Raw genomic sequence first — 25005 nt, forward strand, 5'->3', positions numbered from 1 at the left:
GCGGGCGGGGGCAGCGCGGCGGCGAGCCTTGTGGGCCCCGCCCGGTCAGCGCCTGTTGGCGGGCGGGGCCGTGGGGAAGAAGGCGGCGCCGCCGGGACTGCTCTGCGGCGAGGCGCCCTCGGGGCCGTGCGGCGTGTTGCCGTTGAGGCTGCGCGCCGAGGTGCCGTCGAAGGTCTGGAACGTGACCTCGGCGCCGGGGGCCTGCGCCGGGGTGCCGGGGGCCTCCGGGAGGCCGGTGTGCGGGTCGACCGGGGGCAGCCCGGGCGGCAGGAAGACCCACTTCTTGTACGACCAGAACCGGAACAGCGTGCCCAGGGCCGTGCCGATGAACATTGAGATGTTGTAGCTCAGGATGCTCTGCATCTGCAGGACGTACTCGACGAAGCTGATGATGAGCACCGAGATCAGCAGGCCGATGCCGTTGAGCACGAAGAACAGGAAATATTCGCGGGCCAGGCCGGACTGCTCGCGATGCCGCCACGTCCAGTAGCGGTTGGCGAGGTAGGAGATGGTGGCCGCGACGACCGTGGCGATGACCTTGCTGGTCACCGGCCCCAAGCCGAGGACGTACCGCATGAGGTTGGAGCCGCCGAAGTCGATTACGAAGGCGATGGCTCCGATGGTGCCGAACTTCGCGAGCTCGTCGAAGATCGAGGAGAACCTGTCATACAGGCGACGTATGAGCTGCACAACGGTCCTTCCTAGGGTCGAAAACCCCTTTAGGTTACCGGTGCCGGGGTGAGCCGCGTGTCGTGTCCACAGACCTCCCATAAAGACTGTTGTGTGAAATATCCGGACTTTAACGGCTAGTAACCGGTGCGGTGCGCTAGGCTGCGCCGCAGTCCGCAATGGTGTGCCCTGGAGAGGTGGCTCCCAGCGTGCTGCGTCGGCTGGCCGCTCTCGCGATCGGCGTCGTCCTCCTTCCCGGTTGTGGCGCGCGCGACGACGGCCCCCCGGTCGGGACGCCGAGTCCCGCGAACGTCGCGACCTCCGCCCCCACGGTCGGCCCCGACGAAGCCGCGACCGCGTTCGGCCTGCTGAGACGGCTCGACGACGCGTGGAGCGGTAAGGACTGCGCCGAGGTCGCCTTCCTGACGGCCTCGCCCGAGAGCGGGCTGGGCGGTCGTGCCTGCGAGGCGACCCGGAACGGCCGCCCGGTCCCCGCCTCCCTCGCCTACGGCGACGTCGACTACTACATCCCGGGCGCCCTCGGCGGCCGCCCCTGGTTCGTCGCCCTGGCCCACCGCCCCCACCCGTCCTACTTCCTGTTCGAGCACGACGAGGGCCGCTGGCGGCTCGCGCTCGGCCCGATCAGGCTCGTCGGCGACGCCCCGGAGCTCGACGTCGACGAGACGCAGGCCGCCCACGCCGTGCCCGCCGACGACCCCGAGGACGGCGTCCGCGCCCGGCTGGCGCCACAGAAGCACCTGGCCTACCTTTCCGACCCGGCCGGGCTGAGCGGCGTGCGGTTCGCCTCCGGGGACGCGATGACCCGCCTGCTCGCCGAGCTGGTGCGCAAGCCGTCCCAGGTGCGCCCGGACCGGCTCGGCGTCGACGTCCGGCTCGTCCCCGGCGAGACCCGGGCCCTCGCCCTCGCCGGCGGCGGCGCGCTCGTCTTCCACGCGCTCCAGGTCGTCTACAGCCAGCGGGCCCGCACCGGAAAGGTCGCCCACCCCGTCTTCGGCGCCGCCGCCGTACGCGCCTTCACCGGCAAGGCGAGCCCGAAGACGGTCACCGCCACCGAGCTGATCCTCCTGGCCACCACGGTCGCCCCCGACGGGAGGATGACCACCGTCGCCCTGCGCAGGACGCCGGCCGACATCACGGCCACCTGACCGCGCACAGGAGGCGGCTGGGTAGGGTTTGGGCTTGTGACCAGTGAAGCGACCAGGGGGGCAGTGCCTCCCATCGGCCCCGTCGTGGGCATGGTGGGGGCGGGCCAGCTTGCCCGGATGACCCAGCAGGCGGCAATCGCGCTCGGCGTCGAGCTACGCGTCCTCGCGAACTCCCTCGACGAGAGCGCCGCCCGGGTGATCGCCGACACGCGGCTCGGCGACTACCGCGACCTCGCCGCGCTCCAGGCGTTCGCCGAGGGCTGTGACGTGATCACCTTCGACCACGAGCACGTCCCGACCGGCCACATCGAGGCGCTGGCGGCGCGGGGCGTGGCCGTGCGCCCGGGGGCCGAGGCGCTGGTGCACGCCCAGGACAAGGCGGTCATGCGCGAGCGCCTCACCGCGATCGGCGCGCCCTGCCCGGCGTGGGCCCGCGTGTCCACCGCCGAGGACGTCGAGGGCTTCGCCAAAGAGCACGGCTGGCCGGTCGTGCTCAAGGCCGCGCGCGGCGGGTACGACGGCCGGGGCGTGTGGGTCTGCGCGTCGGCGGGGGAGGCCGCCGGGGTGCTGGCCTCCGGCACCGCGCTCATCGCCGAGGCGTTCGTCCCGTTCGAGCGCGAGGTGGCCGTGCTGGTCGCGCGCTCGCCGCACGGCCAGGGCGTGAGCTACCCCGTCGTCGAGACCGTCCAGAAGGACGGCATCTGCGTCGAGGTCATCGCCCCCGCGCCCGGCCTCGATCCCGAGCACGCGGCCCAGGCCCAGCACGTCGCGCTCAAGATCGCCAACGAGCTCGGGGTGACCGGGCTGCTGGCCGTCGAGATGTTCCAACTCCCCGGCGGCCGGTTCGTGGTCAACGAGCTGGCCATGCGCCCGCACAACAGCGGCCACTGGACGATCGAGGGCGCCCGCACCTCGCAGTTCGAGCAGCACCTGCGCGCGGTGCTCGACCTGCCGCTCGGCTCGCCCGCCCCCGCCGCGCCCGTCGTGGTCATGGCCAACGTGCTCGGCGGGGCCGACCCCGACCTGTTCCGCCGCTACGAGCACGTCATGGCGCACGACCCCGGCGTGAAGATCCACTTCTACGGCAAGGAGGTCCGGCCGGGCCGCAAGATCGGGCACGTCACCGCGCTCGGCACCGACCTCGCCGAGGTGCGCGCCCGCGCCCGCCACGCCGCCGTCCACCTCGCCACGGGAGAGTACGTCTGATGGCGGGATCGCCCCTGGTGGGCCCCCAGGTCGGCATCGTGATGGGCAGCGACTCGGACTGGCCCGTGATGCGGCTCGCCGCCGAGGCGGTCGCGGAGTTCGGCGTCCCCTTCGAGGCCGACGTCGTCTCGGCCCACCGCATGCCCCGCGAGATGATCGCCTACGGTGAGCAGGCCGCCGGGCGGGGCCTGCGCGTGATCATCGCCGGGGCCGGGGGAGCCGCCCACCTGCCCGGCATGCTGGCCTCGGTGACGCCGCTCCCGGTGATCGGCGTGCCGGTCCCGCTGAAGTACCTCGACGGCATGGACTCGCTGCTGTCGATCGTCCAGATGCCCGCCGGAGTTCCCGTGGCCACGGTCGCGGTCGGGGGCGCGCGCAACGCGGGGCTGCTGGCCGTGCGCATCCTGGCCGCCGCCGACGAGGGGCTGCGGGCGAAGATGACCGACTTCCAGGCGACCCTGCGCGACCAGGCCCACGCGAAGGGCGAGCGGCTGCGGGCCGAGGCCGCCGGCCTGGGCGGCTGAGGGCCGGCTGCTCGGTCGGCACCGGGCTCACACGGCGCTCACACGGAGGCTCGGCACAGGGCTCGTACGAGAGGGCCGCTCCGTTCGGAGCGGCCCTGTGGCATTTCGGTGGCCGTATCCAGGCACGGCCCGGCTACGGCCGGGCGGGCTACGGCCGGCCGAGTGCGCGGTAGTGCCAGCCCGAGGCGCGCCAGGTCTCGGCGTCCAGCGCGTTGCGGCCGTCCACGATCTTGCGGGCGGCCACGACCCCGCCGAGCTCCTCGGGGTCGAGGTCGATGAACTCCTGCCACTCGGTCAGCAGCAGCACGACGTGCGCGCCCTTGGCCGCGTCCAGGGCCGAGGCGCCGAACCCGAGCGTCGGGTGGGCCTTGCGCGCGTTGCCGAGCGCCACCGGGTCGTACACCGTGACGTCGCCGCCCTGCTCGCGGATCTTCACGGCGACGTCGAGCGCCGGCGAGTCGCGGATGTCGTCGGAGTTGGGCTTGAACGCCGCCCCGAGCACCGCGACCGTGCAGCCCTGGAACGAGCCCCCGGCGAGCTCGCGGGCCAGGTCCACCATGCGGGCGCGGCGGCGCATGTTGATCGCGTCGACCTCGCGCAGGAAGGTGAGCGCCTGGTCGGCGCCGAGCTCGCCCGCGCGGGCCATGAACGCCCGGATGTCCTTGGGCAGGCAGCCGCCGCCGAAGCCGAGGCCGGGGTTGAGAAAACGGCCGCCGATGCGCTCGTCGAAGGACAGCGCCAGCGACAGGTCCTTGACGTCGGCGTGCGCGGCCTCGCAGACCTCGGCCATGGCGTTGATGAACGAGATCTTGGTGGCGAGGAAGGCGTTCGCCGCGACCTTGACCAGCTCGGAGGTGGGGTAGTCGGTGATGATCACCGGAGTGCCCTCCGCCAGCATGGGCTCGTACACCTCCCGCATGACCTTCTCGGCCTTGTCGGAGACGACGCCGAGCACGATGCGGTCGGGGCGCATCGTGTCCCGGACGGCGAAGCCCTCGCGCAGGAACTCGGGGTTCCAGACCAGCTCGACCAGTTCCCCGGCGGGGGCGAGGCGTGCGAGCTTGTCGGCGAGGCGCTGGGCGGTGCCCACGGGCACGGTCGACTTGCCGACGACCACGCACTCGCGGTTCAGGTACGGGGCGAGGGACTCGACCACCGCGTCGAGGTAGGAGACGTCCGCCGCGTACTCGCCCTTCTTCTGTGGAGTGCCCACACAGATGAAGTGCACGTCGCCGAACTCGGCCGCCTCCTCGTAGGAGGTGGTGAATCGGAGCCGTCCTGAGGCGAGGCCCTGGCGGAGGATCTCCTCCAGGCCCGGCTCGTGGATGGGGAGCTCACCGGCGGACAGACTGGCGACCTTGCCCGGATCGACGTCCAGGCCGAGCACTTCGTAACCGAGCGCGGCCATGCACGCCGCGTGTGTGGCACCCAGGTATCCGGTCCCCAGGACCGTCAGGCGATAGGACACGAGCGTGCTCCCTCCATGTTCCGCTGTCGACCCCATCTTTACCGTTACGTTGCCGAGGCATGTTACCGGCCCCCCTGGCTCCCGCAACAGTACAAACCGGACATTTCACCGGGGGCGCTATCCATATACCCCTGGTTCAGTCCCCGTATTGTTGGACGTCCTACTATTTGTCTATGAGCTTCCCTCTGTACGCACCGGGTGACGAGCACCGCATGCTGCGCGAGACCGTGAGGGCCCTCGCCGACGAGAAGATCGCCCCGCACGCCGCCTCCGTTGACGAGAACGGAGAGTTCCCGTGGGAGGCGTACAAGGCGCTGGTGGCCGCCGACCTGCACGCCGTGCACGTCCCCGAGCAGTATGGCGGCGCCGGAGCCGACGCGCTCGCCGCCGTGATCGTCATCGAGGAGGTCGCGCGGGCCTGCGCGTCCTCCTCCCTCATCCCCGCGGTCAACAAGCTCGGCACGGTGCCGCTGCTGCTGTCGGCCTCCGAGGACCTCAAGCAGCGCTACCTGCCGCGAGTGGCTCGCGGCGAGGGCATGTTCTCCTACGCCCTGTCCGAGCCGGAGGCGGGCTCCGACGCCGCCGCGATGAAGACCCGGGCCGTCAGGGACGGTGACCACTACGTGCTCAACGGCACGAAGATGTGGATCACCAACGCGGGCGTCTCGGAGTTCTACACCGTCATGGCCGTCACCGACCCCGCCGCCGGAGCCCGGGGCATCTCGGCCTTCGTCGTCGAGAAGGACGACGAGGGCGTGAGCTTCGGCGCCAAGGAGAAGAAGCTCGGCATCAAGGGCTCGCCCACGCGCCAGGTCATCCTGGAGAACGTGCGCATCCCCGCGGACCGCATGATCGGCGAGGAGGGCACCGGCTTCAAGACCGCCCTCGCCACCCTGGACCACACCCGGATCACCATCGCCGCCCAGGCGCTCGGCATCGCCCAGGGCGCGCTCGACTACGCCATCGGCTACGTCAAGGAGCGCAAGCAGTTCGGCAAGGCGATCGCCGAGTTCCAGGGACTCCAGTTCATGATCGCAGACATGGCGATGAAGCTGGAGGCCGCCCGCCAGCTCACCTACGCCGCCGCGGCCAAGTCCGAGGCCGCCATGCACGGTGAGAGGGTCGCCGACCTGACCTTCTTCTCCAGCGCGGCCAAGTGCGCCGCCTCCGACGCCGCGATGGAGATCACCACCGACGCCGTCCAGCTTCTGGGCGGTTACGGCTACACCCGCGACTACCCGGTGGAGCGCATGATGCGCGACGCCAAGATCACCCAGATCTACGAGGGCACGAACCAGATCCAGCGCATGGTCATGGCCCGGCAGCTCCTGAAGTAGGGCTCCCGGTTTCGAGACGGTCCGCGGCGCGCCCCTGCCGCGCCCGCGTTCCATCGCTGGTTGAACGGGGACGCGACGGGGGCGTGTGCTCATGGGACCTCAACCGGCGAAGATCGTGAATCGTCAGGGAGTACTGCGGTTCGTCGTCCCGGCGTACTACCCATCCTGAACCGGGTGGCCCCTGTTCAGGCGTACGGATCGAAGGGAATGCCCACCGGCTTGGCGGTGAGCACGCGAGCCGCGAACGACGGGTTTCCGAACCGGCGCCGGCTCTTGACCGGAGGTCCACCGGGAAACGACTCTCCGGGCAACGCCGGTCGCATTGGACCTCCCTCATTCATTTCCCGGCATGGCGGAACCGCCTGCCCCGGAAAGGGGGCGGGGTTCCAGACCATGATCGAGGATCACGCTAGGATCCTGACATCCGTTAGTCAATAACGAAATAGGGAGAAATTTAAGGACCGGTGAATCTTTGGCGTCCAGAACGTCCGCCCTGCCGGAATCAGAGATCGGCCAGCGTCAGCGGCCCGTACCGTGCGGCCGACGCCCCGGTGACGTAGGCCCAATAGCGGTCGCCATAGCACCAGTGCCACCACTCGGTCGGATAGTTGATCAAGCCCGCCGCCTCCAGCGCCTCGCCGAGGATGTGACGGCGCTCGGCGGCGTCCGTGGAGATCGACGTGCTCGCGGTGTGGCAGGCATCGGTGTCGGTGTCGTTGACCTGCGTGCCGAGCCATAGCTCGTTGCCGTCCGCGTCGCACAGGGTCAGGTCCACGGCGGCGCCGGCCACGTGCGGCGCGACCTCCGGCGGCGAGATGTAGCGGCCGGCCTCGCGGCGGTACCAGGCCGGCTCATGGCCGGGGCGGGCCGTGCGGAGACGGTCGACGTGGGCGTCGAAGTACCGTTTCTGCAGCTCCAGGGGCCGGAAGCCTTCGATGACGAGGAAGTGCAGCTCGGGCGGCAGCAGGGTCTGCGCGGTGACCAGGCGGTCCACGACGCTGAGCCGGAGCCGGGCGTACGCCCCCGCCGCATCGGCCAGGCGCGGGTCGAGGCGCAGTGCCGGGATGCCGCGCAGGTCGAGCAGCTTCTCCCCGGACTCCACGACCGGGATCCGGCTGATCACAGGATCGGAGAGCAGGATCATTTCGTTTCCTTCGGTGGTCGGTTCGGGCTGGGCGCGATAGCCGTGAGCGCCGGCGGCCGCAGTGGGTGCGGCCACCGGCGCTGGGTGGGGTGGTGGGATCAGTTGTTGGCGGCGGTGGTGAGAAGCTGGCGGAAGATTCCCCAGCCGGTGCCCAGGCTCTTGTAGGCGGCGAAGCTGAAGGTGGTGGCGGTGCTGGTGCTGCGCCAGATCATGAGTTCGTCGCCGCCGTTGAAGCCGATGATGTCGCTCTTGCCGTCGGCGTCGAAGTCGCCGCCGATGAATTTCGTGACGGTGCGCCATCCGGTGGAGACGAAGACCCCGGTGGTGGAGAAGTTGCCGGGGGTGCTGGTGTTGCGGTGGATCCACAGGTCGCTGCCGGCGATTCCGGCGATGTCGACCTTGCCGTCGCCGTCGTAGTCGGCCAGGGGGAGGAACTGGGTGAAGATTCCCCAGCCGGTGCCGAGGCTTTTGTAGGCGGCGAAGCTGAATGTGGTGGCGGTGCTGGTGCTGCGCCAGATCATGAGTTCGTCGCCGCCGTTGAAGCCGATGATGTCGCTCTTGCCGTCGGCGTCGAAGTCGCCGCCCATGAACTTGCTGACGGTGCGCCATCCGGTGGAGACGAAGACCCCGGTGGTGGAGAAGTTGCCGGGGGTGCTGGTGTTGCGGTGGATCCACAGGTCGCTGCCGGCGATTCCGGCGATGTCGACCTTGCCGTCGCCGTCGTAGTCGGCCAGGGGGAGGAACTGGGTGAAGATTCCCCAGCCGGTGCCGAGGCTTTTGTAGGCGGCGAAGCTGAATGTGGTGGCGGTGCTGGTGCTGCGCCAGATCATGAGTTCGTCGCCGCCGTTGAAGCCGATGATGTCGCTCTTGCCGTCGGCGTCGAAGTCGCCGCCCATGAACTTGCTGACGGTGCGCCATCCGGTGGAGACGAAGACCCCGGTGGTGGAGAAGTTGCCGGGGGTGCTGGTGTTGCGGTGGATCCACAGGTCGCTGCCGGCGATTCCGGCGATGTCGACCTTGCCGTCGCCGTCGTAGTCGGCCAGGGGCAGGAGCTTGTCGAAGATTCCCCAGCCGGTGCCGAGGCTTTTGTAGGCGGCGAAGCTGAATGTGGTGGCGGTGCTGGTGCTGCGCCAGATCATGAGTTCGTCGCCGCCGTTGAAGCCGATGATGTCGTCCTTGCCGTCGGCGTCGAAGTCCCCGGCCATGAACTTGCCGACGGTGCCCCAGCCGGAGGAGATGAACGTGCCCTGCGTGGAGAAGTTTCCGGGGGTGCTGGTGTTGCGGTGGATCCACAGGTCACCGCCCGCCACGCCGGCGATGTCCTGCTTCCCATCGCCATCGAAATCGCCGAGCGTCCCCGGCAACGGTGCGGGAGGCGGAGGGACGTCGCGGTGGGCGAGAGCGTCCAGTTGAGCCTGCGTGCCGTTGAAGACGTTCAGCGTGACGTTAGTGGTGGGGACTCCGGGGACGCTGCCGACGTCGGCGTACTGCCACATCAGCCAGGTGCTCCAGCCGGGCGGCACCCTCGGGGTCGTCCGTCCGCTGCCGTAGTCGGCGACCTGGAGTCCGTAGGAGCCGAAGGCGGTGGTGCTCGCCATGCACCCCGTCATGAAGCCGGCCGCCGTGTAGATCCACGGCTTGACGCCGAAGGCCGCCTGCACCTTGTCCAGGAAGATCTGCGCCTGCGAGACCGTGGTGTACGGCGGGCAGGCGCTGGTGCCGTCGTCGGTCCACTCCATGTCCAGGATCGGCGGCAACTCGCCCGCCCGGTGTCCGGTGTAGCCCGCGGCGCGCAACTCGGCGATGAAGTAGTCGGCCTGCGCGCCGGCGGTGTTCGCGCTGTAGCCGGTGAAGAAGTGGTACGGCGCGGTGGCGATCCCCTGGGCCAGAGACGCGGCCAGGTCGCCCCGGAAGTAGGAGTTGATCTTGTTGGTGCTCCTGGTGGCCTTCAGCGTCGCGAAGGTCACTCCGGACTGGCGGATCTGGGACCAGTTCACCGAGGCGCCGCCCGGGTGCTGGTATTCAGTGATGTCCACGCCCTTCACCGGATACTGTCCCGGCTGCGGGCTTGCGGACGAGGCGTTCGCGGGCTGTCCGAGCGCCCCGGCGATTCCGACGGCGAGGACCGCGGCGACGAGACGGTGAGCCCACTTCGACCGTCGCCCGAACTGAACTGAGAACGCGGACATGTCTGCTCCGATCACCTGGGAATTCCGCGGGTTCTTGACCGGTCCGGCGTCGTGCGCTTGGGCACGACCACTCGAACGCGGGGAAGGCGCGAGCGTCGGTGGCCGTGGCGTGCGCTGCGGCCACCGACGCTCGCCGGTGTCGTGGTCAGCTCACGGCCGCGGAGGTGAGAAGCTGGCGGAAGATTCCCCAGCCGGTGCCTAGGCTCTTGTACGCGGCGAAGCCGAAGTCGGTGGCGTTACTGCTGCTGCGCCAGATCATGAGTTCGTCGCCGCCGTTGAAGCCGATGATGTCGCTCTTGCCGTCCGCGTCGAAGTCCGCTCCGAGGAACTTGCTGACGGTGAGCCAGCCGGAGGAGACGAACACACCCTGCGTCGAGAAGTTGCCCGGCGTGCTGGTGTTGCGGTGGATCCACAGATCGCTGTACGCCACGCCCGCGATGTCCTTCTTGCCGTCGCCGTCGTAGTCGGCCAGGGGCAGGAGCTTGTCGAAGATTCCCCAGCCGGTGCCGAGGCTTTTGTAGGCGGCGAAGCTGAATGTGGTGGCGGTGCTGGTGCTGCGCCAGATCATGAGTTCGTCGCCGCCGTTGAAGCCGATGATGTCGTCCTTGCCGTCGGCGTCGAAGTCCCCGGCCATGAACTTGCCGACGGTGCCCCAGCCGGAGGAGATGAACGTGCCCTGCGTGGAGAAGTTTCCGGGGGTGCTGGTGTTGCGGTGGATCCACAGGTCGCTGCCGGCGATGCCGGCGATGTCCTTCTTGCCGTCGCCGTCGTAGTCGGCCAGGGGCAGGAGCTTGTCGAAGATTCCCCAGCCGGTGCCGAGGCTTTTGTAGGCGGCGAAGCTGAATGTGGTGGCGGTGCTGGTGCTGCGCCAGATCATGAGTTCGTCGCCGCCGTTGAAGCCGATGATGTCGTCCTTGCCGTCGGCGTCGAAGTCCCCGGCCATGAACTTGCCGACGGTGCCCCAGCCGGAGGAGATGAACGTGCCCTGCGTGGAGAAGTTTCCGGGGGTGCTGGTGTTGCGGTGGATCCACAGGTCACCGCCCGCCACGCCGGCGATGTCCTGCTTCCCGTCACCGTCGAAATCACCCAGGGTCCCCAGTTGCTGCGGCACGGGCGGCGGCGTTTGCGGGTCCTCGATGACGTTGTTGTAGTGGATGGCGTGCTCGAAATTGCTCGTGATGTCGTTCAGGGACCGGAAACCGAGGTTGCCGAAGTTGCTGTTCCGTGACGGGTTGCGCACCGTCTCACCGGTGCTGTTGAACGAGTAGAAGTAGGCGCCCTCGGAGTGGTTGGCGTTGTTCTTCCAGCGCGCGAACAGCTCGGTGTGGTCCGACAGGCCCTTGAAGTTCACCCGCAGTACGGCGTCTCCCGGCTTGAGGTCGTTGAAGCTCCCGAGGCGGGTCAGCCGGCTTCCTCCGATCCAGCTCTCGAAGACGCTGGTGTCGTAGTAGCCCTCGGTCAGGTGCCAGACCATCGAGATGAGCCCGGAGCAGTCGCGGCGATATCTCTCACCCCCCGTGGGGCCGGTTCGCCATGTGCTCTTGTCCGAGCTGTTCAGGTAGGTGTAACCCTGGTCCACCCAGTGCTGGGCACGGGCCAGGACCTCGGAGCGGGTGATCTGGCCGCCGGCCGACGAGGCGGCGTGGGCCGGGGCGGCGGTCGCGACCGAGGTGACCACGGTGCCCGTGAAGCCGATGGCCGCTGCCACCATCGTGCCGAGGGCGCCGGAGACTAGGCGGTTGAGTTTCATGGTGTCCCTTCCGGGGAGGCGTTTCGTCCTGCACCGGAAGGTTCGGATGGGGCACTGAAAATTCGCTGAAACTCCGTGGAGCGGGGATTTCAGGACGCGGGCGCACCCTCGGTGAGCTCGGCGAGCATGGTCGCCTCGCCGAGTCGGTCGCCCGCGCGGCCTGGTTGATCCGCTCCCGGGCCTCGAACCTGTTGACCCCGAGGAACGACGGGCCCAGCCGGGCCGAGGCGAACTGGCACACCAGGTCGTGCAGGCCGAGGGCGGCAGCGCGCTCCAGGCCGACGACCAGCGCGGGCCGCTCGATGTCGAACCAGTCGTGCGGGGCCGCCAGCACCTGCGCCACCAGCTCGCGCGGGACCGGCGAGGCCGCCACGGCGGGGCGCCGCCAGCCGATCTCGTCGGACGGGGTGTGGACGGTCACCTGTTCGGCCACGCTCAGCCAGCCGCCGAGCACCCGGCCCACGGCCGCCGCCGCCCCTTCGGCCGACTCCTCCGCCTCGGCCCGTTCGCTCCCGTAGATCCGTACCAGGTCGTGCATCCGGTACCGGAGCGTGCCGATCTCGTCGACCCGGCTGAAGTCCACGAGCTGTAGCAGCCGTCGTAGTCGAAACCGGGCTCGTACATGCGGTCGGTCCACGGGGCCGCCCAGTCGAGGGCGTAATGGCCTGTGAACCTTTGGCGTCGAGAACGCCGCCTCGGCGCGACCGGCGCCGCGCGGTCAGAAGCCGGCCCGCGTCACCGGCCCGTACCGCGCGGCCGACGCCCCGGTGACGTAGGCCCAGTAGCGGTCGCCGTAAGACCAGTGCCACCACTCGGTCGGGTAGTTGACCAGGCCGGCCGCCGTCAGCGCCTCGCCGAGGACGCGGCGGCGCTCCGCGGCCTCGGCCGGGACGGCGGTGCCGGCGGTGTGGCAGGCGTCGGTGTCGGTGTCGTTGACCTGCGTGCCCAGCCACAGCTCGTTGCCGTCCGCGTCGCACAGGGTCAGGTCGACGGCGGCTCCCGCCACGTGCGGTGCGACCTCGGGCGGGGAGATGTAGCGGCCGGCCTCCCGGCGGTACCAGGCGTGGTCGTGGCCGGGGTGGGCGATCTTGAGCCGGTCGACGTGGGCGTCGAAGTACCGTTGCTGGAGTTCGATGGGGCGGAAGCCTTCGACGATCAGGAAGTGGAGTTCGGGGGGAGGAGGGTTTGTGCGGTGACGAGGCGGTCCACGACGCTGAGGCGTAGGTGGCCGTAGTCGCCGTCCGGGTCGGCCAGGCGCGGGTCGAGGCGCAGCGCCTGGACGCTTCGCAGGTCGACCAGCTTTTCCCCGGCCTCCTCGACCGGAATGCGGCTGATCACGGGATCGGAGAGCAGGATCATTGTCTGTCCTCATCGGGTCTGGACGGCTAGACAGGCCGCCCGGTGGGAGTCCGGGCGGCCTGTCCGCGCTTGGGAGGAGGGAGGTGCGGTGGTATGGCACCGCCTGGTCGGGATCAGAGGGGGTTGGTGCGGGTCTGGTCCCAGCCGCCGGGGCCGGAGTCCCAGACGTTGGCCGGTCCGGTGAATCCGCCCGTGGCTTTGGCGGTCCAGACGAACAGGACGGTTCGCAGGTCCGGGTAGTTGTAGAACACTCCCACGTCGGTCATGCCGTCGCCGTTGAAGTCGCCGTTGACGGGCTTGGATCGGGTCTGGTCCCAGCCGCCGGCGCCGGAGTCCCACACGTTGGCCGGTCCCGTGAACCCGCCTCCGGTCTTGGCGGACCAGACGAAAAGCACCGTCCGCAGGCCGGGGTAGTCGTAGTAGACGCCGACGTCTGCCCGGCCGTCGCCGTTGAAGTCGCCGTTGACGGGCTTGGATCGGGTCTGGTCCCAGCCGCCGGCCCCGGAGTCCCACACGTTGGCCGGTCCCGTGAACCCGCCTCCGGTCTTGGCCGTCCAGACGAAAAGCACCGTCCGCAAGTCCGGGTAGTTGTAGAACACTCCCACGTCGGTCATGCCGTCGCCGTTGAAGTCGCCGTTGACGGGCTTGGATCGGGTCTGGTCCCAGCCGCCGGCCCCGGAGTCCCACACGTTGGCCGGTCCGGTGAACCCGCCTCCGGTCTTGGCGGACCAGACGAAAAGCACCGTCCGCAGGCCGGGGTAGTCGTAGAACACTCCGACGTCTCCGCGGCCGTCGCCGTTGAAGTCTCCGCTGACGGGCTTGGATCGAGTCTGGTCCCAGCCGCCGGCCCCGGAGTCCCACACATTGGCCGGTCCGGTGAACCCGCCTCCGGCTTTCGCCGTCCAGACGAACAGGACGGTTCGCAGGTCCGGATAGTTGTAGAACACTCCGACGTCTGCCCGGCCGTCGCCGTTGAAGTCGCCGTTGACGGGCTTGGACCGGGTCTGGTCCCAGCCGCCGGGGCCGGAGTCCCACACGTTGGCCGGTCCGGTGAACCCGCCTCCGGCTTTCGCCGTCCAGACGAACAGCACCGTCCGCAGGCCGGGGTAGTCGTAGAACGCCGCCACGTCATCGAGACCGTCGCCGTTGTAATCCGCCCGCATGCCTGAAGAATCCGCAGGAGGTGCGGACGGAGGCTCTGCGGTCCAGAGGGCGTCGACGAGTAGTTGGGCGTCGTGGACCTCTCTGCCGTAAGCGTCCGGGACCGCGGAGACCTGCACGGTCTGGCAGATGGTCCCGATGTCCCCGCTCATCCAACCGTTGTTGGGAAACTTGCGCAGCATGGCGTTGAGGAACGCGTTGGTGGAGTACACCGGGTCGGTCAACTGGGCGGGGGTGCCCCAGCCCTGCGACGGGCGCTGCTGGAACAGTCCCAGGCTGTCGTGATCCACGGCAACGGTGTAATTGTGCAAGGTGCTTTCGGTGATGGCGGTGGTCACGGCGATCACAGCCGCTCGCTTGTCCAGGCTCCGGCTCTTGGTCGTGTCAACGATGATCCGGGCGCACGAGACGTTGTAGGCGTTCACGCTCTGTCCCAGGCGCGGGCCGTTCATCTGTGGCCGTACCTGGCCGGCGATGGCGGCGTCGGTGCCGGTCTCCCCGCCTGGTACGCATGCGGCGTAGGCCAGCATCGGCGCCAGTTCGGTGGACACCGGAGGGCCTGCCGGACCGGGAATGCCGGCCGTTGGCGTCGGGTGAGGAGCTTGCGCTGCCGCGGTGCCGGTACCGCTGGCGAGGAAGCCGGCGACGAGAACGGTCAGCACGATCAGTAGGCGAACGACGGGTACGCGAGGGGCAGTGCCACGAGGGACATGGGGATGGGTCGAGTCCACAGTTCTTCTCCGGGGGGTGGCTCTGGCGGGACCTGGTCGGGGATCTGGCGACCAGTGCGGCGTGCGGGACCACCGCACGCCGCACTGCTGGTCGGCCCAGCAGGGTTCGGCCGACTGCTGGAGTTCAGGCATGCGTGGTGATCAGAGGGGTTTGGTGCGGGATTGGTCCCAGCCGCCTGCGCCGGAGTCCCAGGCGTTGACGGGTCCGGTGAAGCCGCCTGCGGTCTTGGCCGTCCAGGTGAACAGGACGGTTCGGAGGCCGGGGTAGTCGTAGAGGATGCCGACGTCTCCCCGGCCGTCGCCGTTGTAGTCGCCGCTGACGGGCTTGGATCGTGTCTGGTCCCAGCCGCCTGCGCCGGAGTCCCAGGCGTTGACGGGTCCGGTGAACCCGCCTGCGGTCTTGGCCGACCAGGTGAACAGGACGGTTCGCAGGCCGGGGTAGTCGTAGAAGACGCCGACGTCGGTCATGCCGTCGCCGTTGAAGTCGCCGCTGACGGGCTTGGATCGTGTCTGGTCCCAGCCGCCTGCGCCGGAGTCCCAGGCGTTGACGGGTCCGGTGAAGCCGCCTGCGGTCTTGGCCGACCAGGTGAACAGGACGGTTCGCAGGCCGGGGTAGTCGTAGAAGACGCCGACGTCGGTCATGCCGTCGCCGTTGAAGTCGCCGGTGACGGGCTTGGACCGTGTCTGGTCCCAGCCGCCTGCGCCCGAGTCCCAGGCGTTGACCGGTCCGGTGAAGCCGCCCCCGGTCTTGGCCGTCCAGGTGAACAGGACGGTTCGCAGGCCGGGGTAGTCGTAGAAGACGCCGACGTCGGTCATGCCGTCGCCGTTGAAGTCGCCGCTGACGGGCTTGGACCGTGTCTGGTCCCAGCCGCCTGCGCCCGAGTCCCAGGCGTTGACCGGTCCGGTGAAGCCGCCCCCGGTCTTGCCCGACCAGACGAACAGGACGGTTCGCAGGCCGGGGTAGTCGTAGAACGCCGCCACGTCACCGAGACCGTCGCCGTTGAAATCGGCTCGCAGACCTCCATTGCCGGTCGCGTCGTCTACCGGCGGGGTGGCCCCCGGGTCGTCGAGGATGCCGTTGTAGTGGATCGCGTGCTCGAAGTCGCTGGTGATGGCGCTCAGGGAGCGGAAGCCCAGGTTCCCGAAGTTGCTGTCCTTGTACGGGTTGCGCACCGTCTCGCCGGTGCTGTTGAACGAGTAGAAGTAGGCGCCGGCGCCGTGGTCGGCGTTGTTCTTCCAGCCGGCGAACACCTCGATGTGGTCCGACAGGCCCTTGAAGTTCACCCGGAGGACGGCGTCACCCGGCTTGAGGTCGTTGAAGCTGTCCAGGCGGGTGATCCGGCCGCCGATCCAGCTCTCGAAGACGCTGGTGTCGTAGTAGCCCTCGGACAGGTGCCAGACCATCGAGACCAGCCCGGAACAGTCGCGGCGATACTTCTCGCTCCCGACCGGGCCCGTCCGCCATGTGGTTTTATCCGAGCTGTTTAAGTAGGTGTACCCCTGGTCGACCCAGTACTGGGCCCGGGACAAGACCTCGGAGCGGGTGATCTGGCCGTCGGCCGTGGAGGCGGCGTGCGCGGGCGTGGCGACGGTGACGGTGGTGACCGCGGCGGCAGAGAAGCTGAGGGCCGCTGCCACCATCGCGCTGAGCGTGCTGGAGATCAGGCGGTTGAGTTTCATCGAAATCCTTCCGATGGAGGCGCGTTGTGCGTCCTTGCACCGAAAGGTTCGAGTCGGGCGCTGAAACTCCGCTGAAAATCCGTGGAGGGCGGATTTCAGGACGCGGGCGCACCCTCGGCGAGCTCGGCGTACTCGCGGGCGCCGTGGTCGTGGAAGACCTTGACGACCCGGGCGCGGATCTCGGCAGCGGTCTCGGTCTCGCCGCGGGCCTCGTGCAGCAGGGCGAGGTCGCGTTCGGTGCGGGCGAGCCACAGCGGGGCCTCCATGTCCCGCCACACGTCCATCGCCGCGGTGAGGCAGGCCGCCGCGTCCGTCAGGTCGCCGTCGGCCAGGTGCAGCTCGCCGAGGGTGCGCAGGGCCATGCCCAGCCCCCAGCGGTCGCCCATCGCCTGGCAGGTCGACAGCACGCCCTCCAACGGGGCCAGAGCCAGGTCGGTCCGGCCCAGGCGGAGCCGCGCCTTGGCCAGCGCGCGGATCGAGTGCGCCTCCATCAGCTTGTCGCCGAGCCGGGCGAAGATGGCCGCCGCGGCCTCGGCCGTCTCGATCGCCGGGACGTAGCGGCCGGTGGCCCGGTGGAACAGGCTCATCGTGCGCAGCGTCACCGCCTCGCCGCGCGGGCTGCCGAGACGGCGGTAGGCGGCCAGGGACTGCTCCAGACCGGACCAGGCGGTGGGGTAGTCGCCGAGCTCCAGCCGTACGGAGGCGGCCAGCCGCAGCAGGTAGAAGGTCCCTACGTCCTCGCCGAGCTCCGCCAGCAGCGTGGTGGCCTGGTCGAGGAAGTGCAGCGACTCGACCAGGCGTCCCGCCTCCCGGCAGGTGATGCCGAGCCCGGCGAGTGCCACGGCCTGGCCGCGCGCGTCGCCGAGCTCGCGGAAGGCGCCGAGCGCCTCGCCCAGGACCCGGCGGGCCTCCGGGAAGCGGTCCTGGTCGTAGCGGAGCTGCCCGAGCTCGGCCAGCATGGTCGCCACGCCGTTCTGGTCGCCCGCGCGGCGCGCCGCGGCCAGCGCCGCCTGGTTGATCCGCTCCCGGGCCTCGAACCTGTTGACCCCGAGGAACGAGGGGCCGAGCCGGGCCGAGGCGAACTGGCACACCAGGTCGTGCAGGCCGAGGGCGGCGGCGCGCTCCAGGCCGACGACCAGCGCGGGCCGCTCGATGTCGAACCAGTCGTGCGGGGCCGCCAGCACCTGCGCCACCAGCTCGCGCGGGACCGGCGAGGCCGCCACGGCGGGGCGCCGCCAGCCGATCTCGTCGGACGGGACGTGGGCGGTCACCTGCTTGGCCACGCTCAGCCAGCCGCCGAGCACGCGGCCCACGGCCGCCGAGACCGTTTCGGGGGATTCCTCCGCCTCCGCCCGCTCGCTCCCGTAGATCCGTACCAGGTCGTGCATCCGGTACCGGAGCGTGCCGATGTCGTCCACCCGGCTGAAGTCCACGAGCTGCGCGTCGACCAGGCGCTCCACGATGTCCTCGGCGAGCGTCGCCGGGACGTCGTTCAGCCAGGCGACGATCCACGGGGAGAACTCCGGGACGCCCAGATGGCCGAGCCGCCGCAGCGCGAGGCGCGCGTCGTCGTCAAGCCCCCGGTAGCTGAGTTCGAAGCCGGCCCGGACCTCGAGGTCCGCGATGGCCAGCTCGTCCAGCCGCCGCCGTTCGTCGGTCAGCCGGTCGGCCAGCAGCCGCAGCGGCCAGCGCTGACGGGTGGCCAGCCGGGCCCCGGCGATGCGGATCGCCAGCGGCAGCCGGCCGCACAGCTCGGCGATTTCCCGGGCCACCGGCTCCTCCGCCGCCACCCGCTCGGGCCCGACGATCCTGACGAGCAGCTCGATGGCCTCGGCGGGGTCGAGGACGTCCAGGTCGGTACGGCGGACGCCGCCGAGGCCGCCGAGCCGGTTGCGCGAGGTGATCAGCACGCCGCCGCCGGGACCGCCGGGCAGCAGTGGGCGCACCTGCCGCTCGTCGGCGGCGTCGTCCAGGAGCACCAGCACCCGGCGGCCGGCCAGCAGGGACCGGTACAGCTCGGCCCGCTCCGGGGTTCCGGCCGGGACGGCGGAGGGCTCGACCCCGAGCGCCGTGAGGAACCGGCCGAGCACCTCGCCGGCGTCGGCGGGGGTCTCGCCCATCCCGCGTAACTCGGCGTACAGCTGACCATCGGGGAAGGCGGCGGCGACCCGGTGGGCGACGTGCACCGCCAGGGCCGATTTGCCGGTGCCTGCGCGGCCCGCGACGACCTGGATGACCGGGGACGCGCCCGCGGTCAGCGCCGTGACCAGGGCGGAGGTCTCGGCCGCGCGGCCGGTGAAGTCCGCGGGCGCCAGCGGGAGCTGGGCCGGCGCGGCGACGCGGACCGTATCGCCGGACGGCGGCGCCAGCAGGGCGGGGTCGCCGCGCAGGATGGCGTGGTACAGCTCGGTCAGCTCTGGACCCGGGTCCACGCCGAGCTCCTCGGCCAGCACCTCGCGGCTCTCCCGGAAACCGGCCAGGGCGTCGGACTGGCGGCCGAGCCGGTACAGCGCGGTCATGTACTGGGCGCGCAGCCGCTCGTTGACGGGGTGACGGCCGACCAGCGCGGCCAGCTCGCTCACCAGCTCGCCGTGCCGGCCGAGCGCGAGATCCGCCTCGATGCGCTCCTCGGTGGCGGTCAGCCGGAGCTGTTCCAGCCGGGCCACTTCCCCGCCCAGCGGTGAGGTGCCCAGCCCGGCCAGGGCGGGCCCGCGCCACAGGGCCAGCGCCGCGCCGAGCAGGTCGGAGGTCTCCTGGAGATTGGACGCCTGCCGCGCCTTGGCCAGGAGTTGCTCGAACCGGTCCACGTCCAGCGACCCGACGGGGAGCTGCGCCATGTAGCCGGGCGCGCGGGTGACGATCACGTCGGTGATGCCGTACCGGGCCAGGGCCTGGCGCAACGTCTTGACGTAGGTCTGGATCGCCGCCTTGGCGGTCTCCGGCGGGTCGTCCGGCCAGAGGATGTCGATCAGCCGGGCCATCGGCACGATGTGCCCGTGCTCCAGCAGCAGCGTGGCCAGCAAGGTCTGCGGCTTGGCTCCGCCCAGCGGGACGGACACCCCCGTAGCCGCCGTCACTTCGACCGGCCCCAGAAGCCGAAACTCCACCGCCACTCCCCGTATGTCGGCTTTCCGGCGAGGCAGTTTTACTGAATTAACAGATATGTAGGCACAGCATGGCCAGTGCCGGCTCGGCGCGCAAGGTCGCGCGACGGGCTTCCTTTCGTGATCCAACCATTGAGCCACAGGCCTCGCGCGGAGCTGGAGCCGGACACTCACGCGGCTCGCGCCCGCGCGCCCCGGGGCGGGGGACGGCGGCGGGCCGGGCGGCGGTAGCCTGAGAGCTTGCCGGGGAGGCGGGTGGGCCGCCTGGGACCGCAGAGCAGGGGGCAGGGTGAAGCTTCTCCACTCCGGGAAGGTGCGGGACGTCTACGAGGATCGTGGGGACATCGTCCTCGTGGCCTCCGACCGCGTCTCCGTCTACGACGTCATCCTGCCGACGCCCATCCCCGACAAGGGCAAGGTCCTCACGCGGCTGTCGCTGTGGTGGTTCGAGCAGCTCGCCGACGTCGTCCCCAACCACGTGATCTCGGCCACCGACGTCCCCCCGGAGTTCGCGGGGCGGGCCGTGCGGTGCCGCAGGCTGGACATGGTCTCCGTCGAGTGCATCGCGCGCGGCTACCTCACCGGGTCCGGCCTGAAGGAGTACCAGGCGCGCGGCTCGGTGTCCGGCGTCGCGCTGCCGCCCGGCCTCGTCGAGGGCTCACGACTGCCCGAGCCGATCTTCACGCCCACCACCAAGGCCCCGCTCGGCGAGCACGACGAGTTCATCACCTTCGACGACGTGATCGCCCAGGAAGGCGCCGAGACCGCCGAAGAGCTCCGCCGCGCCACCCTGGAGGTCTACCGGCGCGGCGCCGAGATCGCCGCCGAGCGCGGCATCCTCATCGCGGACACCAAGCTGGAGTTCGGCCGGTCCGCCGACGGCACGCTCATGCTCGGGGACGAGCTGCTGACCTCCGACTCCTCCCGCTTCTGGGCCGCCGGCCAGTGGCGGCCGGGGCGCGCGCAGCACTCGTTCGACAAGCAGTTCGTCCGCGACTGGGCCACCGGGACGGGCTGGGACAAGCAGGCCCCCGCCCCGGAGGTCCCCGCCGGCATCGTCGAGGCCACGCGCGCCCGCTACATCGAGGCCTACGAGCTCATCACCGGCAAGGCCTGGTAGCGCCCGCCGGGCCCGGTCACTTCTTGCAGATGTTCTGCGTCGCCGTCCGCGCCACCGGGGAGCCCGAGGCCGAGGGGCTGGTCGAGGGGGACGCGGCGGTGTCCTTGACCGTCACCTTGCGCACGCCCGAGTACTTGGAGCCGACGATCACCTCGACGCCCGCCACGTCGGCCTCGCGCAACTCGGCTCCGGGGATCGCGGCGGCCACCGTACGCGCCGACTCCTCGCGCCCGGCCGGGTAGCGGACCACGGGGTCGGTGTAGTTCCTGGTCGCGGTGTCGCCCGGGGCGGACGGCACCTGGAAGCCCATGCGCAGCAGGTCCGCCTTGGTGCGCGCGCCGAGGCCGGTGATGGCCGTGCCGTTGACCACGCGCACCGCGATGCGCTCGGGCGGCACCGTCAATTCCTTCGCGCCGGACGTGGCCGCCGGGTCCGGCGAGGGCGACGTGGGCGGGGTGGACGACGGGGCAGGGATCGCGGTCTTCGTGACGGCGGGCTTGACGAGCGGCTCGTCGTCGCCGATGCGCCGGAACAGGTCGCGCGCCGCCGCCTTGTCCCACAGCACCGCCGACTCGCCGGTGGGCGCCCGGTAGTCGACGTCCGCGAGGGGCACGGTCGTGAACGCGACGTCGTCGGTGGAGACGTCCTTGAGCTGGTTGGCCAGCCCGAGCATGTCCTTGGCCAGCGCGTCGTCGACCGTCAGCGTCTTCAGCGTCGACCCGACCAGCCCGGTCAGCTTCGCGGGGTTGGCCAGGGTGCCGCCGCTGAGCGCGCGGTGCAGCAGCGCCGAGATCACCTGCTGCTGGCGGTCGATGCGGTCCAGGTCGGAGCGGGCGGTGGCGCGGGTGCGGGCGTAGAACAGCGCCTTCACCCCGTCGAGCTCGTAGGTCCCCGGCTGGAGCTTGAACTTGGTGTGCTGGTCGTCGATGGCCACGGGCGTGCAGACCGAGATGCCGCCGAGGGCGTCCACGACCTTGATGAAGCCGAGCACGTTGACCTCGACGTAGTGGTTGATGGTCAGCCCGGTGGCCTCGCGCACGGTGCGGACGGCCAGTTGCGCGCCGCCGAGGGAGTACGCAGAGTTGATCTTGTGGGTGCCCTTGCCGGGAATGTTCACCCAGCTGTCCCGGGGCAGGCTCACCACGGTGATCTTCTCGTGGTCCTCCGAGAGGTGGATGACCATCATCGTGTCGCTGCGCTGCCCCACCTCGCGGCCGAGGTGCAGCCGGTTCTGCTCCTGCCGCGTGAGGTCGTCGCGCTTGTCCACCCCGACCAGCAGGATGTTCATCGCACCCCGCGCGTCCGACCCGGCCGTCCCCGCGTTCACGGACCTGATCTGGCTCGTCGCGTACGTCGAGAGGAACCACAGCACGCCCGACCCGGCCAGCACCATGGTGGACAGCGCTCCGGTCACCATCACGCCCCGCGCGCCCGCCCGTGACCGCCTCGCGCGCCGCTGCGCGAGCCGCACGCCGCCGTACGCGTCACCGCCCACGTGGACACCGGACTCGGCGCCCACGGGAACGCCGGCATCGTCGTCGCTCACCGTGGTGCCCCCCTCATCGACGAGAACGCGTCACCGGTGAGGACGTTTCGCGCGTCCGTGGGTTGCCGTCCCCACCCGCTCGTACAGTAGCGTGAGCGCCGCCATGAAGGAGTTCCCCGACTCGCCCCGAACAAGCCGGACCACACGCGTCTGGCCGCCCATCTCGGTCGTCATGCCGGTGCTCAACGAGGAGCGCCACCTGCGTGAGGCCGTACGACAGGTGCTCGCGCAGCGCTACGACGGCCCGATCGAGGTCGTCCTCGCCGTGGGCCCGTCCCACGACCGCACGCAGGAGGTCGCCGACGCCCTCGCGGCCGAGGATCCCCGCGTGATCGTGGTGCCCAACCCCACCGGACGCACGCCGAACGCGCTCAACGCCGCCATCGGGGCGTCCCGCAACGGGATCATCGCCCGGGTCGACGGCCACGCCATGCTCCCGGAGGACTACCTCCAGGTCGCGGTCGAGACGCTGGAGGCCACTGGCGCCGACAACGTCGGCGGCATCATGGCCGCCGAGGGCGTCACGCCGTTCGAGAAGGCCGTCGCGTGCGCCATGACGTCCAAGATCGGCGTCGGCAACGCCCGCTTCCACACCGGAGGCGAGGCCGGGCCCGCCGACACCGTCTACCTCGGCGTCTTCCGTCGTGAGGCCCTGATGCGCGTCGGCGGCTACGACGAGCACTTCCAGCGCGCGCAGGACTGGGAGATGAACCACCGCATCCGCGAGACCGGCGGCCTGGTGTGGTTCCAGCCGCGCATGCGCGTCTCCTACCGTCCCCGGCCGAGCGTCAAGGCCCTCGCCAAGCAGTACTTCCACTACGGCCGCTGGCGCCGGGTCGTCGCCCGCACCCACGAGGGCACGATCAACCTGCGCTACCTCGCGCCGCCGATCGCCGTGGCCGCGATACTGCTGGGCCTGCTCGTCTCCCCGTTCTTCTGGCCCGCCCTGCTGGTCCCGGCGGCCTACGTCGCCGCGGTCCTCGCCGGCTCGGTGCTGACCGGCCGCACCCTCCCCGCCGACGCCCTGGCCCGCCTCCCGATCGTCTACGCCACCATGCACCTCTCCTGGGGCTGGGGCTTCCTGACCAGCCCCCCCGCCCTGAGCAAGCCACCCCGGAGAACCACCCCCGCCTGACCCGGAAACCTGCTGGAGGAGCTCAGAGCCGCCGCATCCGCCGGCCTGAGGCGCGGGCTCTGAGAGTCGCGGGCCGGGGACCGGCTCAGGGAGGCGTCCGGCCGGGTGCCGTTCGGTGCGGGCGGGCGTGCCCGGTGCAGGACACTGGGAGTGACGACGACAACAGGGAGCGGTCGGACGTTGGCTGGAGGAGAAGTGCGGCGGCGGGTCGTGGGAGTCGTGCTCGCGGGGGGCGTCGGCCGGCGCATGGGACACAGCAGGCCGAAGCAACTGCTCAAGATCGGCGGACGGTCGATCATCGAGCACACGCTGGCGGTCTTCGAGCGCGCGCCCGAGATCGACGAGGTAGTCGTCCTGATGGCACCGGGCTTCACGGCCGAGGCCGAGCGCATCGTCGCGCGGGGCCGCTTCCACAAGGTCCGCCAGGTCGTCGAGGGTGGCGCGACGCGCACCGAGTCCACCTGGCGGGCCCTTCAGGCGCTCGGGCCGGACGAGTGCGACGTGCTCCTGCACGACGCGGTCCGGCCGCTCGTCGAGCCGCGCATCATCTCCGACTGCGTCGAGGCGCTGAGGACGCACTCGGCGGTGAACGTCGCGATCCCGTCGTCCGACACGATCCTGGTGGCCGCTCCCGGCCCCTCCGGCGAGGTCATCCGCGAGGTCCCGGACCGCTCCCTGCTGCGGCGCGTCCAGACCCCGCAGGGATTCCGGCTGTCGGTGATCCGGGAGGCGTACGAGCGGGCGCTGCGCGACCCGGGCTTCGCGGGACGTCCCGCCACGGACGACTGCGGCGTGGTGCTGCGCTACCTCCCGGACGTCCCCATTCACATCGTGCCGGGCAGCGAGCGCAACATGAAGGTCACACACCCGGTCGACGTCCACATCGCGGAGAAGCTCATCGAGCTGGCCTCGCGCGCCGCGCCCGTCCCGGCCGGACCCGACGCCCACCGGCGGGCGCTGGAGGGCACGACGGTGGCGGTCTTCGGCGGCGACGACATCGGTACGCGGATCGCCGACCTCGCGACCGGGTACGGGGCTGCCGTCCACGTCTTCTCGCGGACGGGGTCCGGCGGGAGCGGGGTACGGGTGGAGGACCCGGCGTCGGTGGCCCACGCCCTGGAACAGGCGTCCAAGCAGAGCGGGCGCGTCGACCACGTGGTCCATCTCACCGAAACGGCGGCGGCGGGTGAAGGCCGGCTGGACGAGGCCGACGGGGAAGCCGTCCGCGAGACCATCGCCGTGAACCACCTCGGCCCGGTCAACATCGCCAGAGCGTCCCTGCCCTACCTACGCGAGACGCGCGGCCACCTCCTGCTGTCCACCATCGGCTCCCGCGCCGACTCGCCCGCGGAGAGATCGGCGAACGCGAGCCTCCGGTGCTCGACCGACGCCGCCGTGGTCGCGCTGACCCAGGCGCTGGCGGATGAATGGGCGGACCTCGGCGTCAAAGTCAACTGCGTCAGCCTCCGGAGCACCGGCACGCTTCCCGGCGAGTCCTCCCCGGGCGACGGCGACCCGCTTCCGCCACCGCCCGACGTTGCTCAGACGTGCCTGAACATCCTCACCTCCGACGTAACAGGCCACGCCACCGGTACACCCCACACCCCCTGACGCGTCGGCTGTGTTGTCGGCGGGATTCTTGCTGTATTACTGGTGATTGTTGGTCTTGGTCTTCGGGTCTGTTGTCAGTCGCGGTCGGCGGGTCGCCGGGATCTT

19 protein-coding genes are annotated in these 25005 nt (G+C 70.5%); 8 read left to right on the top strand and 11 right to left on the bottom strand.

The window, feature by feature from the left end; genetic code table 11:
• Positions 1 to 45: 45 nt before the first annotated feature.
• Positions 46 to 690, bottom strand: a complete 645-nt coding sequence (locus DQ384_RS25415; RefSeq protein ID WP_114031393.1) for a GtrA family protein — start codon at positions 688 to 690, stop codon at positions 46 to 48.
• A gap of 188 nt (positions 691 to 878) precedes the next feature.
• Here DQ384_RS25415 and DQ384_RS25420 point away from each other — a divergent pair, with 188 nt between their 5' ends.
• Genes DQ384_RS25420 through purE form a run of 3 tightly spaced genes read left to right on the top strand, consistent with a single transcriptional unit; the run spans position 879 to position 3565 of the window.
• The gene (locus tag DQ384_RS25420; protein ID WP_114031394.1) at positions 879 to 1835 is read left to right on the top strand and encodes a DUF8094 domain-containing protein; all 957 of its coding nucleotides are present in this window, start codon (positions 879 to 881) and stop codon (positions 1833 to 1835) included.
• Positions 1836 to 1871: 36 nt separating this feature from the next.
• Entirely contained in the window at positions 1872 to 3041 is a 1170-nt protein-coding gene (locus tag DQ384_RS25425) for a 5-(carboxyamino)imidazole ribonucleotide synthase (protein WP_281274103.1), read from the top strand.
• Positions 3041 to 3565, top strand: a complete 525-nt coding sequence (gene purE / locus DQ384_RS25430; RefSeq protein WP_114031395.1) for a 5-(carboxyamino)imidazole ribonucleotide mutase — start codon at positions 3041 to 3043, stop codon at positions 3563 to 3565. Before DQ384_RS25425 ends, purE begins: the two co-directional genes overlap by 1 nt.
• A gap of 148 nt (positions 3566 to 3713) precedes the next feature.
• Here purE and DQ384_RS25435 read toward each other — a convergent pair whose 3' ends face one another.
• A complete protein-coding gene (locus tag DQ384_RS25435) occupies positions 3714 to 5033 on the bottom strand; it encodes a UDP-glucose dehydrogenase family protein (protein ID WP_114031396.1) in 1320 nt (439 codons plus the stop codon).
• A gap of 173 nt (positions 5034 to 5206) precedes the next feature.
• Here DQ384_RS25435 and DQ384_RS25440 point away from each other — a divergent pair, with 173 nt between their 5' ends.
• Positions 5207 to 6370, top strand: a complete 1164-nt coding sequence (locus DQ384_RS25440; protein WP_114031397.1) for an acyl-CoA dehydrogenase family protein — start codon at positions 5207 to 5209, stop codon at positions 6368 to 6370.
• 502 nt (positions 6371 to 6872) lie between these two features.
• Here the strand turns inward: DQ384_RS25440 and DQ384_RS25445 are convergent.
• From DQ384_RS25445 to DQ384_RS25455, 3 genes are all read right to left on the bottom strand, one after another.
• A complete protein-coding gene (locus DQ384_RS25445; RefSeq protein ID WP_114031398.1) occupies positions 6873 to 7514 on the bottom strand; it encodes a M15 family metallopeptidase in 642 nt (213 codons plus the stop codon).
• Between the two features lie 98 nt (positions 7515 to 7612).
• Complete coding sequence (locus DQ384_RS25450) at positions 7613 to 9550, bottom strand: FG-GAP-like repeat-containing protein (RefSeq protein ID WP_181871401.1); 1938 nt, start codon at positions 9548 to 9550, stop codon at positions 7613 to 7615.
• A 298-nt stretch (positions 9551 to 9848) separates the two neighbouring features.
• A complete protein-coding gene (locus DQ384_RS25455; RefSeq protein ID WP_114031400.1) occupies positions 9849 to 11453 on the bottom strand; it encodes an FG-GAP repeat domain-containing protein in 1605 nt (534 codons plus the stop codon).
• A 302-nt stretch (positions 11454 to 11755) separates the two neighbouring features.
• Here DQ384_RS25455 and DQ384_RS40530 point away from each other — a divergent pair, with 302 nt between their 5' ends.
• Positions 11756 to 11971: a hypothetical protein gene (locus DQ384_RS40530; protein ID WP_147268890.1), complete on the top strand. Its 216-nt coding sequence runs from the start codon at positions 11756 to 11758 to the stop codon at positions 11969 to 11971.
• Between the two features lie 200 nt (positions 11972 to 12171).
• Here the strand turns inward: DQ384_RS40530 and DQ384_RS25465 are convergent, their stop codons facing one another.
• The 5 genes from DQ384_RS25465 to DQ384_RS25480 form a co-directional block, all read right to left on the bottom strand.
• The gene (locus DQ384_RS25465) at positions 12172 to 12612 is read right to left on the bottom strand and encodes a M15 family metallopeptidase (protein ID WP_245966785.1); all 441 of its coding nucleotides are present in this window, start codon (positions 12610 to 12612) and stop codon (positions 12172 to 12174) included.
• Complete coding sequence (locus DQ384_RS43095; RefSeq protein WP_245966787.1) at positions 12609 to 12812, bottom strand: hypothetical protein; 204 nt, start codon at positions 12810 to 12812, stop codon at positions 12609 to 12611. Before DQ384_RS43095 ends, DQ384_RS25465 begins: the two co-directional genes overlap by 4 nt.
• 113 nt (positions 12813 to 12925) lie before the next feature.
• Positions 12926 to 14524: an FG-GAP repeat domain-containing protein gene (locus DQ384_RS25470; RefSeq protein WP_147268891.1), complete on the bottom strand. Its 1599-nt coding sequence runs from the start codon at positions 14522 to 14524 to the stop codon at positions 12926 to 12928.
• A 321-nt stretch (positions 14525 to 14845) separates the two neighbouring features.
• A complete protein-coding gene (locus tag DQ384_RS41500) occupies positions 14846 to 16384 on the bottom strand; it encodes a hypothetical protein (RefSeq protein ID WP_181871402.1) in 1539 nt (512 codons plus the stop codon).
• Between the two features lie 95 nt (positions 16385 to 16479).
• The gene (locus DQ384_RS25480; protein ID WP_220183125.1) at positions 16480 to 19491 is read right to left on the bottom strand and encodes an AfsR/SARP family transcriptional regulator; all 3012 of its coding nucleotides are present in this window, start codon (positions 19489 to 19491) and stop codon (positions 16480 to 16482) included.
• A 286-nt stretch (positions 19492 to 19777) separates the two neighbouring features.
• Between DQ384_RS25480 and DQ384_RS25485 the strand changes: the two genes are divergently transcribed.
• Positions 19778 to 20608 carry a phosphoribosylaminoimidazolesuccinocarboxamide synthase gene (locus tag DQ384_RS25485; RefSeq protein ID WP_114031404.1) on the top strand — a complete coding sequence of 277 codons (831 nt, stop codon included), beginning with the start codon at positions 19778 to 19780 and terminating at the stop codon, positions 20606 to 20608.
• 16 nt (positions 20609 to 20624) lie between these two features.
• Here DQ384_RS25485 and DQ384_RS25490 read toward each other — a convergent pair whose 3' ends face one another.
• Positions 20625 to 22154, bottom strand: coding sequence for an LCP family protein (locus DQ384_RS25490; protein WP_245966771.1), 1530 nt, complete (start codon positions 22152 to 22154; stop codon positions 20625 to 20627).
• A 103-nt stretch (positions 22155 to 22257) separates the two neighbouring features.
• Here DQ384_RS25490 and DQ384_RS25495 point away from each other — a divergent pair, with 103 nt between their 5' ends.
• Both DQ384_RS25495 and DQ384_RS25500 read left to right on the top strand, forming a co-directional pair.
• The gene (locus tag DQ384_RS25495; protein ID WP_114031405.1) at positions 22258 to 23289 is read left to right on the top strand and encodes a glycosyltransferase family 2 protein; all 1032 of its coding nucleotides are present in this window, start codon (positions 22258 to 22260) and stop codon (positions 23287 to 23289) included.
• A 180-nt stretch (positions 23290 to 23469) separates the two neighbouring features.
• On the top strand, positions 23470 to 24900 hold the full coding sequence (locus DQ384_RS25500; protein WP_114031406.1) for a bifunctional cytidylyltransferase/SDR family oxidoreductase: 1431 nt from the start codon (positions 23470 to 23472) through the stop codon (positions 24898 to 24900).
• Positions 24901 to 25005 lie beyond the last annotated feature (105 nt).

Origin of the sequence: Sphaerisporangium album, assembly GCF_003323745.1 — a bacterium.
Lineage (GTDB): Bacteria > Actinomycetota > Actinomycetes > Streptosporangiales > Streptosporangiaceae > Sphaerisporangium > Sphaerisporangium album.